Here is a 12,569-nt window from a genome sequence, read left to right as displayed (position 1 = left end):
AGATCGCCCTCGACCGCGGCATCGCCGGCCCCATCCTGTCAGCGTCCTCCTACTTCATGAAGTCACCACCCGAGCAGTACTCCGACGACCAGGCCCGCGACTACGTCGAGAAATTCATCCGCGGAGAGGTCGAACGCTGATCGTCACTGCCGCCCGGAACCCGGGCGGCACCGGTATGTCCCCTCAGCCGGTCACCGGTTCAAGAGCGAATGACTGCCGGTTCGTCCGGGCCCTGCGGATCGCCCATGACTGCGCGCGGCTGGACAGCAGAACGCCGAGCTCGAGGCGGCTTCGCGCGCCCACGAGGGTCATGGTGCGGGATACGTGCCGCTGGACAGTGCGCGAGGAGATGTCCAGCTTGTTGCCGACGGCCTCGTCGGTCCATCCGGCGGCGAGCAGCAGGATGACCTCCTGCTGTTTCCTGCTGATCAGTCCACCACGCATGCAGGCGTTGAGCCATTCAACCAATGCGTACACGTGTCTCCTCTCGAATGCAGACCTCGAACAGCTGGGCCGCAACATACGGACGGCTCACGTCGCTGGCTGGACTTACTGGCCTTCGCCGCTGGATCGCCCGGGCGCACGGGGCGCAACACCTGGAGTAAATGCTTTCTAACAGCCCTCGGTATAACGCAGGTATCTTTCTAGCGGCCCCTGGTATAAAGCGGGTATGCGGTAACGCGACCGCTCAGGAGGCCCGACTCCGGTCCGACGGCACGCGTCGCCGCGATCGCGCGGGGCCGTGCTCCGGGTCCGCGCGGCAGGCCCGGGCGGAAGGCCGTCTCCCTAGCGCAGGTTCTCCGCGACGGTCACCCAGCGCAGGGTCTCCGAGAGGGGGATGCGAAGGTCCGCGGCTCCCCTGACCACCGCGGTGAAGTGCTCCACCTGGGTCCGGAACTGGTTGGCCGCCGCGGGGGTCCACGTCCGGTCGCCGTGAGCGGTCGCGAGGCGGATGGAGCCCGCTCCGGACGCCAGGAAGGGCAGCTCCAGATCGAGGACACCGGCGGTGCCCACCAGCAGGAGCCGTTCGGCGAACGTGCCGGTGAACCCCCAGGACGCCGTGCCCGTCGCGCCTGACGCGAAGCGCAGCGACGCGGAACCCGCGACGTCCGGACGGCCGGTGAACGTGCCGTGGGCCTCCGCCACGTCACCGAGCAGCCACATCAGAGCGTGAACGCAGTAGCAACCGAGGTCCCAGAACGCTCCCCCGCCCAGCTCGGCGGAGAGGCGGAAGTCGTCCGGCTCTCCGAGCGGAACGGAGAAGTGCGCGTGCGCGGTGGTGATCTCGCCGATTTCGGCGAGGAGCGTCGTGAAGGCGGGAGCGTCGTACTGGGGGTGGAAGCGGTACATGAACCCCTCCATCACCACCCGACGGCCCCGACCGGCAGCGGCGGCGGCGATCTCCTTCACCTCGGCCGACGATCTGGCCATCGGCTTCTCGCAGAGCACATGCTTGCCGGCCTCCAGCGCGCGCACGGTCCACTCGGCGTGCAGGGAGTTGGGCAACGCCACGTAGATCGCGTCGACGGCCGGGTCGGACAGGACCTCGTCATAGGAGCCGTACGCCCGGGCGCCGGGATGGCCTTCGACCATCTCCGCGGCCCTGCCGAGATCGCGGGCGCCGACGGCGGCGAGGCGCGCCACGGAGGAGGCCGCCACCGCCGGCAGGAAGTCCGAGCGAGCGATGCGGGCCGCCCCCAGCACTCCCCAGCCGAGCGCCGTCATGCCGGAAGCCCCGCCCAAGGCATGGGTGTCACGGGCTCGAACGTGGACTCGATCTTCGTCGTGCCGCACTCCGTCATGGCGAGGATGATCTCCAGCACGTGCAGGGCCTGGCGGGCTGACACGCGGGCCCTGCGGCGCTCGATGACGGCGTCGGCCACTTCGGCCACCCCCCGCGCGAAGTCCATGTCGTGCATGTCCTCGCCGGGCTCCCGGTAGCGGTGGGGGTAGTCGGCCGGCCGGACCAAGGGGAAGGTGACCGGCGGCTCGAGATAGTGATCGCACGTCTCCCGCCGCTCGGCGGGCACCACCGCCCGCAGGGTGACACCGGCACCGTAGTCCCAGCACTCGGTGACGCTCAGCACGCCGTCGTCGCCGATGATCCGCAGCGCGCGGTCCTCGGGGGCCAGCGTGGAGCAGGTCAGCCTGGCGATCACACCCGAGGCGAAGCGCAGGGTCGCGGTCGTGAAGTCGGGCGCGAAGTCACAGCCGGTCATGCCGGGCACCTTGCCGGGGACCACCAGCGCCGAGAACGACGTGACCTCCGTGACCGGGCCGAAGAAGGCGGTCAGCCAGTTCAGGTAGTACGCCGCGTGTTCCAGGGCCGGACCCACGCGGAACTCGTCCAGGTAGGGCCACGGCGCGCCGGACTCGCTGACCCAGGTCCAGTACGGCATCTGATGGATGGCCCCGTCGTCGAGTTCGGCGTAGACCAGCCTGGGGCGCCCCACGACGCCGTCGCGCAGCGCACGCCACAAGGTCTGCGCCGTCTCCCCGAGCAGGGTGCACGGGCCGGCGCCGAGGGTCAGGCCGCGGGACTCGGCCAGTTCCACGAGCTCGCGGGCCTCGGCGAGAGAAAGGGCGAGAGGCTTTTCCGAATAAACGTGCCGGCCCGCATCGAGAGCAGACCTGGTCACGTCCGCATGGCTTCGCGGATTGGTGAGGTTGACCACGATGCGGACGGATTCGTCGGCCAGCAGATCGGCCATGGACGCGAAAACAGGAATGCCGTGGTGGCGGCTGAAATCCGCGGCCCGCTCCGGATCTCTGTCATAGACGCCGACGGCTCTGAGCTGCGGGTGGTTGGGGAGAGTGGTCGCATAGTAGTCGGCGACATATCCACATCCCACTATCGCGATGCCCACTGGTTCCTGCATGCCCAGCACCTTAACCCGTTCCCTATTACGGTAATAGGACCCTGAACGGGCATAGCCGTTCAGTCAGCTGGTCGCCCTTCTCCGCCATGGCTATGGTTGCCGAAATGCAGCGTGTTTTGCATTCACCCGGAAGGGGAAATCGTGGCGCAGGTCGTTCGTCCACCTGAGTCCGTGCCGTGGGCGGGCCGCCTGGAGATCGCCCGCCTGGCTTTTCCGATCCTGTACGGCGAGATCGTGGGTGTCGTCACGCCGCTCATCATCCTGGCCATCATGGGCCGCGTGGACGAGGAGGCGCTCTACCTCAGGTCGCTCTACATGCCGCTCGCCTTCCTCTTCATCGCCTTGCAGATGGGCCTGGACATCAGCAACCAGGTCGCCGCCGCGTTGAGCCGCGGCCGGGGACGACCCCAGGACGTGCTGCCCTCGGCGGCGAGCATGGCCGTCGCGGGCGGCGCGGTGTGGGGGGTCGTCGCTCTCGCCGTCATCGCGGGCGCACCCTGGATCGCCTCGCTGCTCGACGTGCCGCCCGGTTCCACGGCGAACTTCGTGTCCTTCGTGCGCTGGATCTGCTGTGCCAACCTGTTGTGGTTGCCGGTGTCCTTGTGCTCGTCCAGCCTCAGGGGCTACGGCCACGCGCGCAGCGCGGCAGGTGTGGTCCTGCTGGGCGCCGGTGCGGAGATCGCCACGGTGGCCGTCCTCGGGTTCGGCACCGGCCTCGGCATGTACGCGCTGCCGATCGCCATGGCGACCGGAGCCGTCGCCGCGCTCTCCTACGCCGTCGTCGCGCTGGCCAGGACCGACGTATGGCGATCGAGGGGGACGTTCGGCTGGCGGCCGGAGGCGATCGGCCACCTGGCCGGCGCCGGCGGGCCTATCACGATCTCGTTCCTGGTGATCGCGGCGAGCAACTTCGGCCTGATGTGGGTGGTGGCGCCGTTCGGTCCCGACGTCGTCTCAGGGTTCTCGGTAGCCGTGGCCCTGGAGACGCTCATCCTGGTCCCGTCCACCGCCATCGGCTCCGCGACGGCGATCACGATCAACCGGTTGCGCGGAGCCGGCCGGCCCGATCTGGTGCTGCCGGTCATGAAGGCGGGCATGGGGCTGGCGTGGCTGACCTACGCGGTGCTGGCCCTCGCGGTGTGGCTGCCTCGCGCTCCGCTGGCCTCGCTGGTCGCCGGGACGCCCGACGTCGCCGCGCAGACCGAGCTCTTCCTCGGCATCGTCGGGCTCACGTACGGGTGCATGGGGATCACGGTCACCGCCATCGTGGTCGTCGAGCAGATCGGTGGCGGGGTCCTCGCGCTCCTGCTGAACATCCCGTATTTCCTGGGAGGCGTCGTCGTGGGAGCGCTGCTCGCGCGGGAGGTCGGCGTCCAGGGCTTCTACTGGACGCTCGCCGCCCTGAACACCGTGGGCGTGCTGGTCGCGCCCCTGCTCACGCGTGGATTCGTCCGCCGCCGCTTCCCCGAGGGGGAACGATGAAGGTCAGCGTCGCCATCATGCATCATCCGGCCCGCGCCCACCTGGTGGACGCCCTGGTCAGAGCCTGCCTGCCGCTGGTGGCCCGGGTGGTGACCGATCCGGACCCGTCGGGCATCCGCAGCCCGCTGCGCACGGCCAAACGCGCGTGGGCCGCCGTGGCCGAGGGCGCCACCCATCACCTGGTCATCCAGGACGACGCGCTGCTCTGCGACGGTTTCGCCGCGCAGGTCATGGCCGCCGTCGCGGCCAGGCCGCGGCACGTGGTGGCCCTCTACTCCGACTGGAACAGCCCGCAGAACTCCTATCTCGTACGCCGGGCCGCGGCGGCGGGCGCCGCGTGGGCCCCGCTCTCCCGCACCGACTGGGCGCCCGCCGTCGCCCTCATGATGCCCGCCGACCAGGCCCGCGCGCTGGCCCGCTATCTCGCGCCGATTCCCGACGAGGTGATCGACGACGACGAGATGATCGCCCGGTTCTGCCGCGAGCGGCGCTCGCCGATGCTGGCCACCATCCCGCACCTCGTGGAGAAGGGGAAGGTCGAATCCCTCACCGCGCACGAGGACCTGTATCACGCGACCGTGTTCGCCGGCCGGACCCCGCCGCCGGCGGCTCACTGGGCGCGCGATCCGGCACAGGACGCCGCGCTGGCGGCCAGGTTCGAGCGGGCGGATCCCTGGGAGCACGTGGTCGAGCTCCGCGGCTCGCGCTGCTACCTCCGCTTCACCCGCCCGCACACGGAGGAGCCGGCCGGACACGAGTACGGCTGGTACTGGCACGACTGGGCGCCGCTCGTCGGCATGGATCCGGGCGCGGTCCCTGGGCAGGGCGTGCGGGCCGAGGTCTGGGCGGCGGGATACCTGCTCGGCGCGGACACGCCCGCGTTCGGCCCCGCGAACTGGCTCCGGCCGGCCCTGGCCACGTGGGTCGAGTCCGGCCTGCGGCCCGCCGACCGGTCGCGGCTCGGTCGTGAAGAGCGCGCCGCGCTGACGGAGGCGTGCCTGGAAGGCTTCTCGGTCAGGAGGACCGCCGATGTCGCCGGCTGAGGACCTGCGGGCTGTGGCGGAGCGGATGGCCCGCAGGGAGGCGCGGCTGAACCGCCTCATCGCCCCCGACCAGCCACCGGGTGTCATCCGCCCGCCCGCTCCCGACGTGGTGATGCGGGTGGTGCCGTGCCCGGTCTGCGGTGCCGCGGGCGCCGATCCGCCGTTCGACCACTGGAGCGTGAGCGGCGAGGAGAGCGAGCTGCCCACGCTCGCCGTGCTCGGTTGCGAATGGCTGACCCCGCGGGCGGTGTTGCCCATGGCCGTCGCGATCGAGCAGGGGACAGGGCCGCTCGCGTACCGGACGCGGGCCGTGGCGCGGCTGGGCCTTCAGGACCTGCGGGCCGTCGACCGGAGCGAGACCTGGGCGGACGCCCTCGCGGACGGGCGCGGCGCCGCGGGCGACGACGGCGAGGCGACGTTGCCCGCCGCGACCAGGTCGCGAGACGGCGACCTCCGGCCGATGTTCACCGGCCCGCACGCGCCGGAATCCGAGACGCGGCTCAACGCCATGTATCTGGAAGTCCGGCTGACGACCATGACCGAGGAAAGCATATGAAAGACGTGACCTGGCACAAGGTCCCCTTCACCGGGAACCGCGCGGAAACGGGGCCCGCCACGTGGGGCCAGCGGCAGGTCTGGCGTGACCTGCGCCAGATGCCGGACGGCACGCCGTACAACGTCGCCTGCCCGCTGACCGTCGCCGAGGGCATCGGCCTGGACGACGTGCTGGAGTTGACGGCCGAGCTGGTCGGGCGGCACGAGTCCCTCCGCACGGTCTTCACCGACGAGGGCGGGCTCACGCAGCGGGTGCTCGCCTCCGGCGAGATCCTGGTCGGCGTCCTGGACGAGCGGGGAACAGGCCAGGACGAGGTGGACGCGCTGGCGGAGCGGCTGCGTGAAGAGGATTTCGACCACGCCGCCGACGCGCCCTTCCGCGCGGCCGTGGCGGCGCGCGACGGCGTGCCGTACGCGGTCGTCGTGTGCGCCACCCACATGGCGACGGATCTGCAGAGCATCCGGCTGCTCGCCGCGGAGCTGGAGCGCATGCTCGGCAGCCGGGCGGAGGGAGGCCCGCTGCCCGAGCCCGTGCCGGCCGCCCAGCCGCTCGATGTGGCGGCCGCGGAGCAGTCCGCCTCCGGGCGGCGGATGGAGTCGGCCGCGCTGGCCAACGTCCGCTCCACGCTGAGCGCCTTCCCGCGCGCCAACTTCTCGCGGCCGGCCGGGCCCGCTCAGACGCCCCGCTACCGGCAGGCGGGCCTGAGCTCGTACGTGGCCGCCGCCGCGCTGGACACGCTGGCCGCCCGTCACCGGGTCGGCAGCTCGACCGTGGCCCTGGCCGCCGCGGCCGCGATGCTCGGCACGGTCACCGGCCGTGACGAGGTGGGCCTGCTGCTCGTGGCGGGCAACCGCATCCCGGCCGAGTTGCGGCATGCCGTGGGCACCCTCACGCAGGACGTCCCGGCGCTGCTCAAGGTGGCCGGCCCGGCGTTCTCCGACGTGCTCCGGGCGACCTGGAAATCGTCGATCCGCGCCTACCGCCACGGCAGGTTCGATCCGGACAAGGCCTGGGACATCATCGCCGAACTCGGCGAGGAGAGGGGCGGGCATCCGGAGCTGCGCTCCTTCTTCAACGACTACAGGACGCCCTCCGCGCCGGTGATCCGCCCCGGCGCCCCGGCCGCCTCCGAGCTCGGCTGGGCGGACAGCACCGACGAGGACGGCATCACCGTTTTCGTGCAGGTGGGAGACATGCCCGGGCATCCCGGCGCGGTCCTGCTGTCGCTGTGCGCCGACACCACGTACATGCCTCCCGACGCCATCGAACGGTACCTGTGGGGCGTCGAACGGCTGCTGGTCGACCAGCTCTCCCACGACGTGCAGGTGGCTCGGCTCGGAGAGTACGCGTGATCCCGCGGCTGGACCCCGGCACGCGGGTCCTGGGGCAGGGACGCATCCTGGTGGGCGGCCATCCCCGCCGGGTGATGCACCTCGATCGGGCCCAGGCCGGCGAGGTCGCCCGCTGGCGGGCCGGGCGGCCGGTGTCCGGCCCGCATCGCGCACTCGCCCGCCTGCTGGTGGAGGCGGGGCTGCTGCGGCCGGAGCCGGGAGCGGGGGGACCGGCGGAGGCGGAGGTGACCGTCGTCGTCCCCGTGCACGGGCGCGCGCGGGAGCTGGCCGCGTGCCTGGCCGGGCTGCGCGGGCTCGCGGTGATCGTGGTGGACGACGGTTCTCCGGACGACGAGGCCGTGTCGAAGGTCGTCTCAGATGCCGGGGCCACCTACGTGCGCCGGGACACGCAAGGCGGCCCGGCCGCCGCCAGGAACACCGGGCTGGCCGCTGTGACCACGCCCTACGTGGCGTTCGTGGACTCCGACTGCGTCCTGGAACCCGGCTGGCTGGACCGGCTGCTGCCGCACTTCGCCGACCGGGAGGTGGCGGCGGTCGCCCCGCGGATCGTGTCGTACGGAGTGGAACGCGGCTGGTTGTCGCGTTACGAGGCCGCCCGTTCCGCGCTCGACATGGGTGACACCGCCGCGGTGGTGAGGCCCGACGGCCCGGTGCCGTACGTGCCGACGGCGGCGCTCGTGGTCCGGCGGTCGGCGGCGGGCACCGGTTTCGACGAGCGGCTCCCGCTGGGGGAGGACGTCGACTTCGTCTGGCGGCTGGTCGGTTCGGGGTGGCAGGTCCGCTACGAGCCCGGCGCGGAGGTCGCTCACCGTCACAGGGTCCGGCCGGGCAACTGGCTGGCCCGCCGCGTCGAGTACGGCACCTCGGTGGCGGCGCTGGAGCACAGGCACCCCGGCGCCGTCCCGGCGCTCGACGCGTCCGCGTGGGGCGTCCTGGCCTGGGCCGCCGCGGTGTGCGCCCCCGGCCGGACGGCCCGCGCGGGCCTGGCGGCCGCCTGCGTGGCCGCCCACGCGGCCGGCCTGGCCAGGGAACTGCCCGGCGAGCCGGCGCGGGCGGCCGCGCTGGCCGCCGCCGACACGCTGACGGCGGGCCGCCTGGCCGGAACGTCGGTGGCGCAGGTGTGGTGGCCGCTGGCGCTGCCCGCCGCGATCGCCGTCCCCCGGCTGCGCCTCCCGCTCGTCGCCGCGCTGGTGCTGCCCGCGCTGGCCGAGTGGGTGGAGCGCCGCCCGCCGCTCGACCCGGTCAGATACGTCGCCGCGCACGTGCTGGACGACGTCGTGGGCGCGGTCGGGGTGTGGAAGGGGATGGTGCGCGAGCGGATGTTCCGGCCGCTGTTGCCGCGTCTCAGGCGTACTCGATCAGGCGGGCCTTGATCGCCGTGACGACCGCCGCGGTCCTGTTGGGCGAGTCCAGCTTCAGCAGCACGCTGGCCACCAGCCTTTTCGCGCCGTGCTCCGAGATCGACAGGCGACGCGCGATCTGCCTGTTGCTGAGGCCGTCGGCGAGCAGGGACAGCGTCACGCTTTCCCGTGCGGTGAGGCTGACCGGCGGACGGCGCTGTGGCGCGTCCGCCGCGGACGGCGGGCCTGACGCGCGCGTGAGCAACTCCCGCGCCAGCCGGTCGGGAATGGCGAGCTCGCCCGCGACCACCCGGTGCAGGGCGTCGCGCAGATGATTCGCCGTGATCTCCTCCTGGATGAGGTAACCGTCGAACTGCGAGGAGAGGGTGAACTCGGGGCGGGTCACCTGGGCCTCGTCGAGCAGGAGAATGGTCTTGACGTCGTTTTCGCGCGTGCCGGGCAGCGCTTCCGTGGTGATCAGGACATCACAGGCGTCGCCGTCGACCGTGAGGTTCACCATGGGGACCTGCCGCAGAACGGTCTCCAGACCTCGATGAAGCAGCTCGCTGCCGACGAGAATCGCGACGTTGATCGGTGCGGTATCTGTGCCTTCAGGAAAGGTCGGCGTCATGACTCGCATCAAATACGGTCGTTGTTGGGCAGGGCCAGGCATTTGACGAGTTCCGGACAGCGAGCTCCGCGAATTCCGCGAGGCGGTCCGACAGGCGCCTCCCGTGCGCGGCGAAGAGCGGACCCCAGGCCACGAAACCGGACCGGCGCCCCGTTCCCGGCTCCCCGGGCACTCCCGCGAAACCCCCTCCCGCCGCCCTGACCAGTGACCGCCCGGCGGCCACGTCCCAGACGAACACGTCCGCGTTCACGGCCAGGTCGGCCCGGCCCGCGGCCACGTAGGCGAGCGCCAGCGCCGAGGACCCGATCCTGCGCACGTCCGCCGTCTCCACCAGCTCCGCGTGCAACCGGGCCTCCGCGGGGTCCCGGACGCCCGGCGTCGGGATGTCGGTCAGGACGACGGGCAGCGGATCAGGCTCCACGACGCGCGGGGGCGCCGGACGGCCGTCGATGCGGAGAACGCCGCCGGCCGCGGTGAACAACTCGCCGCGCGTCGGCTCGTAGACGGCTCCGCCCACCGGCTCGCCGCGCACCGACACCCCGATCGACACCGCGTACAGCCCGAGACCGCGCGCGAAGTTGTGCGTGCCGTCGATGGGATCGACGTACCACTCGACCTCGCCCGCTCCGCTCGAGCCCGTCTCCTCACCGACGATCACGCTGTCGGGGCAGGACGCCGACAACATGGAGCGGATCAGCGACTCGGCCTGCCCGTCCGCCTCCGTCACCACGTCATGCCGGCCGCTCTTGGCCCGGGTCTCGACGCCGGGGCCGTAACGGGTGACGAGGAGCGAGCCGGCTTCGACGGCGGCCGCGGCGGCGAGGGCGACCAGCCCGACGTGATCCATCTCCTCACCCTAGGCGGGTGAGGGGCCCGTGGCACCGGCTCGTTCGGGTATGCCCTCTCGCCCGGCCGATCGCCGCTTATGTCCCGTCCGGACCGGTCGGCACGCTGGAGCACACACACCTGGAAGGGCCTGAAAAATGGCAATGGGACTGACGTCCGAGCGCAGCAGGTCGGACGCTCACTGGGCCGCGGAGCAGCGGGTCATCGGGCCCGGTCTGCAAGCCGTGATGTTGTGGTCGAAGCTCTGCGTCGAGCATGCGGAAGGCGCCATGCTCACGGACGCCGACGGGCACGAGATCGTGGACTTTCAGGGCGCCGGCGGCGTCAACTCGATCGGACACTCCCACCCCCGATACGTCGCGGCGCTGGCCGCCCAGCTCAGCGGCACCCCCGCGGGCGCGTTCGGCTCGCCCGCCCGACTCGACATGGTGAACGCCCTGAGCCGCGTGCTCAGCGCGCCCCTCGACCGCATCCAGCTCTACAGCGGCGGCACCGAAGCCGTGGAAGCGGCCCTGCGACTGGCCAAGTCGGTCACCGGGAAACACGAGTTCCTGTCCTTCTGGGGCGGCTTCCACGGCAAGACGATGGGCAGCCTGGCGCTCACGTCAGGAGCCAGGGCCGGGCTGGGCCCGCTGCCCGCGGGAAACTTCAGCGCACCCTACGCCAACTGCTACCGCTGCCCGCTGAAGCTGAAGAGCCCCTCCTGCGGATTCGCGTGCGTGGACCTGGCGCGGGACGTCATCAAACGCGAATCGACGGGGGCGCTCGCCGCCATCGTCGTCGAGCCCGTGCAGGGCCGGTCGGGCAACGTCGTCCCGCCCGACGGCTACCTCGCGGCGCTCAAGGAGGTGGCCGAGGAGTTCGACGCCCTGCTCATCGCCGACGAGATGATGACCGGCTTCGGCCGTACGGGAGCGCCGATGGCCTACCGGCACGAGGACGTCACCCCGGACATCGTGACAGTGGGTAAGGGAATGGGCGGGGGGTACCCGGTCACCGGGGTGATCTCCACCTCCGACCACATGTCCGCCGCGCCCTTCTCCGACCCGAGCGCCAGCTCCTCCAGCTTCGGCGCGTTCCCCATGGCCTGCCGGGCGGTGGCCGCCACCACGGACGTGCTCGTCGAGGAGGACCTCGCGGAACACGCGCGCAAGCTCGGGGCCGAGCTGCTGGAACTGCTGCGCCCGCTGGCCGACGAGGCGCCGCTGGTGGGAGACGTACGCGGGCTGGGCCTGGCCATCGGCATCGAGCTGGTGGCCGACAAAGCCACCAAGGAACCCGTGTCCGGCCAGGTGTTACGCGAGACGTTCCGCGCCCTGCTGGAGGCGGGCGTCCTGGTCATGACGGGCGGCAACACGTTACGGCTCTACCCGCCGCTCAACGTCGACGACGACCTCGCCCGCGAAGCCGCCGGCGTGATCCGCGCGACTCTGGCAGGAGGGACCCGATGAAGGTGGCGATCGCGGGCTTCGGCGTCGCCGGCGCGGCCCGGCTGTCGGCCTACCGCCGCCTGGCGGGCGTGGACCTGGTCGCCGTCGTCGACCCGTCGCCGGCCAGGCAGGAGACGGCCAGGCAGGCCGGCATCCGCGCGTACGCCGAGCTCTCCGAGCTGAGCGCCGAACACGCGCCCGACGTCGTGGACGTGTGTGCCCCGCCCGGTCACCACCGCGGCCTGGCCCTGGCCGCGCTGGGATCCGGCAGCCACGTGATCTGCGAGAAGCCCGTCGCCTTCCGCGCGGCCGACGCGCTCGACCTGACCGAAGCGTCGAGGCTGGCCGGACGGCTGCTCTACCCGGCGCACAACTACCTGTTCTCGCCGATGATGCGGCTGCTGGAGGAGTGCGCGGCCGGCGCCGGGACACCGCGGACGTTGTGCTTCCGCATCGAGCGGCAGACCCACGCCAGGGGCAACGACTCCTACCGGCCTGACTGGCGGCGTGACCCGGAGATCGCCGGCGGCGGCATCCTGCTGGACCACGGCTCGCACTGCGTCTACATGGCCGCCCGCCTCTTCGGGGAACGACCAGCCAAGGTCTCCGCCGTGGCCCGCTGGCAGAGCGAAGGCCTCGACGAGGCCATCGAGGTGCGGCTGCACTTCCCCTCGGGCATCGCCGACATCGAGCTGAGCTGGGTCGGCGACCGGCGTACGAACCTCTACACCCTGGCGGGCCCCGCCTCCTCGGTGACCATCACGGACGGCACCGCCGTGCTGACCGGGCCCGGCGGTGACGAGGAACGATCGCTGGAGTCGCCCACGCGGAGCTCCACCCACGAGGAATGGTTCGCTGACCTCTTCGCCGACTTCACCGACCGGCTGGCGCGACCCGCGTCGTGGGCGGAGCCCCTCCACGACGTCGTCTCGACCGCCGAGGTCATCGAGGCGGCGTACACGTCGGCCCGGCGGGACGGCCAGCCCGTCCAGCTCCGGCAGGGCTGACCG

General features: G+C 71.9%; 12 protein-coding genes and 1 pseudogene. 8 read left to right on the top strand and 5 right to left on the bottom strand.

Annotation, left to right across the window (positions count from 1 at the left end; genetic code table 11):
• Positions 1-140 (top strand): annotated as a pseudogene (locus tag ACTWPV_RS48430) (inositol-3-phosphate synthase); the annotation flags it as partial.
• A gap of 43 nt (positions 141-183) precedes the next feature.
• Here ACTWPV_RS48430 and ACTWPV_RS48425 read toward each other — a convergent pair.
• From ACTWPV_RS48425 to ACTWPV_RS48415, 3 genes are all read right to left on the bottom strand, one after another.
• A complete protein-coding gene (locus ACTWPV_RS48425) occupies positions 184-477 on the bottom strand; it encodes a helix-turn-helix domain-containing protein (RefSeq protein WP_347647658.1) in 294 nt (97 codons plus the stop codon).
• A 309-nt stretch (positions 478-786) separates the two neighbouring features.
• Positions 787-1,725, bottom strand: a complete 939-nt coding sequence (locus ACTWPV_RS48420; RefSeq protein WP_347647659.1) for a Gfo/Idh/MocA family protein — start codon at positions 1,723-1,725, stop codon at positions 787-789.
• On the bottom strand, positions 1,722-2,879 hold the full coding sequence (locus ACTWPV_RS48415; RefSeq protein ID WP_443157017.1) for a Gfo/Idh/MocA family protein: 1,158 nt from the start codon (positions 2,877-2,879) through the stop codon (positions 1,722-1,724). The genes ACTWPV_RS48420 and ACTWPV_RS48415 overlap by 4 nt, the downstream gene beginning before the upstream one ends.
• A gap of 141 nt (positions 2,880-3,020) precedes the next feature.
• On the opposite strand from ACTWPV_RS48415, the gene ACTWPV_RS48410 reads away from it, so the two are divergent.
• Genes ACTWPV_RS48410 through mftF form a run of 5 tightly spaced genes read left to right on the top strand, consistent with a single transcriptional unit; the run spans position 3,021 to position 8,685 of the window.
• A complete protein-coding gene (locus ACTWPV_RS48410) occupies positions 3,021-4,361 on the top strand; it encodes an MATE family efflux transporter (protein ID WP_443157016.1) in 1,341 nt (446 codons plus the stop codon).
• Entirely contained in the window at positions 4,358-5,404 is a 1,047-nt protein-coding gene (locus ACTWPV_RS48405) for a hypothetical protein (protein ID WP_443157015.1), read from the top strand. Before ACTWPV_RS48410 ends, ACTWPV_RS48405 begins: the two co-directional genes overlap by 4 nt.
• Positions 5,391-5,960, top strand: a complete 570-nt coding sequence (locus tag ACTWPV_RS48400; RefSeq protein WP_443157014.1) for a hypothetical protein — start codon at positions 5,391-5,393, stop codon at positions 5,958-5,960. Before ACTWPV_RS48405 ends, ACTWPV_RS48400 begins: the two co-directional genes overlap by 14 nt.
• Positions 5,957-7,312 (top strand): condensation domain-containing protein, encoded by a 1,356-nt coding sequence (locus ACTWPV_RS48395; protein WP_443157013.1) that lies wholly within the window; start codon positions 5,957-5,959, stop codon positions 7,310-7,312. Before ACTWPV_RS48400 ends, ACTWPV_RS48395 begins: the two co-directional genes overlap by 4 nt.
• Positions 7,309-8,685 carry a mycofactocin biosynthesis glycosyltransferase MftF gene (gene mftF / locus ACTWPV_RS48390; RefSeq protein ID WP_443157012.1) on the top strand — a complete coding sequence of 459 codons (1,377 nt, stop codon included), beginning with the start codon at positions 7,309-7,311 and terminating at the stop codon, positions 8,683-8,685. Before ACTWPV_RS48395 ends, mftF begins: the two co-directional genes overlap by 4 nt.
• On the opposite strand, the gene ACTWPV_RS48385 is transcribed toward mftF, so the two are convergent.
• Positions 8,657-9,325, bottom strand: coding sequence for a LuxR C-terminal-related transcriptional regulator (locus ACTWPV_RS48385; protein ID WP_443157011.1), 669 nt, complete (start codon positions 9,323-9,325; stop codon positions 8,657-8,659). The two genes, mftF and ACTWPV_RS48385, sit on opposite strands and share 29 nt — an antisense overlap.
• Positions 9,264-10,130, bottom strand: coding sequence for an inositol monophosphatase family protein (locus tag ACTWPV_RS48380; RefSeq protein WP_347647667.1), 867 nt, complete (start codon positions 10,128-10,130; stop codon positions 9,264-9,266). The genes ACTWPV_RS48385 and ACTWPV_RS48380 overlap by 62 nt, the downstream gene beginning before the upstream one ends.
• Positions 10,131-10,266: 136 nt before the next feature.
• On the opposite strand from ACTWPV_RS48380, the gene ACTWPV_RS48375 reads away from it, so the two are divergent.
• A complete protein-coding gene (locus ACTWPV_RS48375) occupies positions 10,267-11,580 on the top strand; it encodes an aspartate aminotransferase family protein (protein WP_443157010.1) in 1,314 nt (437 codons plus the stop codon).
• The gene (locus ACTWPV_RS48370) at positions 11,577-12,566 is read left to right on the top strand and encodes a Gfo/Idh/MocA family protein (protein WP_443157009.1); all 990 of its coding nucleotides are present in this window, start codon (positions 11,577-11,579) and stop codon (positions 12,564-12,566) included. The genes ACTWPV_RS48375 and ACTWPV_RS48370 overlap by 4 nt, the downstream gene beginning before the upstream one ends.
• The last annotated feature ends 3 nt before the right edge of the window (positions 12,567-12,569 follow it).

This window comes from Nonomuraea sp. KM88 (assembly GCF_052245635.1).
GTDB lineage: Bacteria > Actinomycetota > Actinomycetes > Streptosporangiales > Streptosporangiaceae > Nonomuraea.
This window is presented reverse-complemented; position numbering and strand designations above follow the sequence as displayed.

Coding starts and splice junctions, on each gene's coding strand:
- ACTWPV_RS48420 (WP_347647659.1), bottom strand. CDS start 1,725: ATGACGGCGCTCGGCTGGGGAGTGCTGGGGGCGGCCCGCATCGCTCGC.
- ACTWPV_RS48405 (WP_443157015.1), top strand. CDS start 4,358: ATGAAGGTCAGCGTCGCCATCATGCATCATCCGGCCCGCGCCCACCTG.
- ACTWPV_RS48385 (WP_443157011.1), bottom strand. CDS start 9,325: ATGCCTGGCCCTGCCCAACAACGACCGTATTTGATGCGAGTCATGACG.
- ACTWPV_RS48380 (WP_347647667.1), bottom strand. CDS start 10,130: ATGGATCACGTCGGGCTGGTCGCCCTCGCCGCCGCGGCCGCCGTCGAA.
- ACTWPV_RS48400 (WP_443157014.1), top strand. CDS start 5,391: ATGTCGCCGGCTGAGGACCTGCGGGCTGTGGCGGAGCGGATGGCCCGC.
- ACTWPV_RS48395 (WP_443157013.1), top strand. CDS start 5,957: ATGAAAGACGTGACCTGGCACAAGGTCCCCTTCACCGGGAACCGCGCG.
- ACTWPV_RS48370 (WP_443157009.1), top strand. CDS start 11,577: ATGAAGGTGGCGATCGCGGGCTTCGGCGTCGCCGGCGCGGCCCGGCTG.
- ACTWPV_RS48375 (WP_443157010.1), top strand. CDS start 10,267: ATGGCAATGGGACTGACGTCCGAGCGCAGCAGGTCGGACGCTCACTGG.
- ACTWPV_RS48415 (WP_443157017.1), bottom strand. CDS start 2,879: ATGCAGGAACCAGTGGGCATCGCGATAGTGGGATGTGGATATGTCGCC.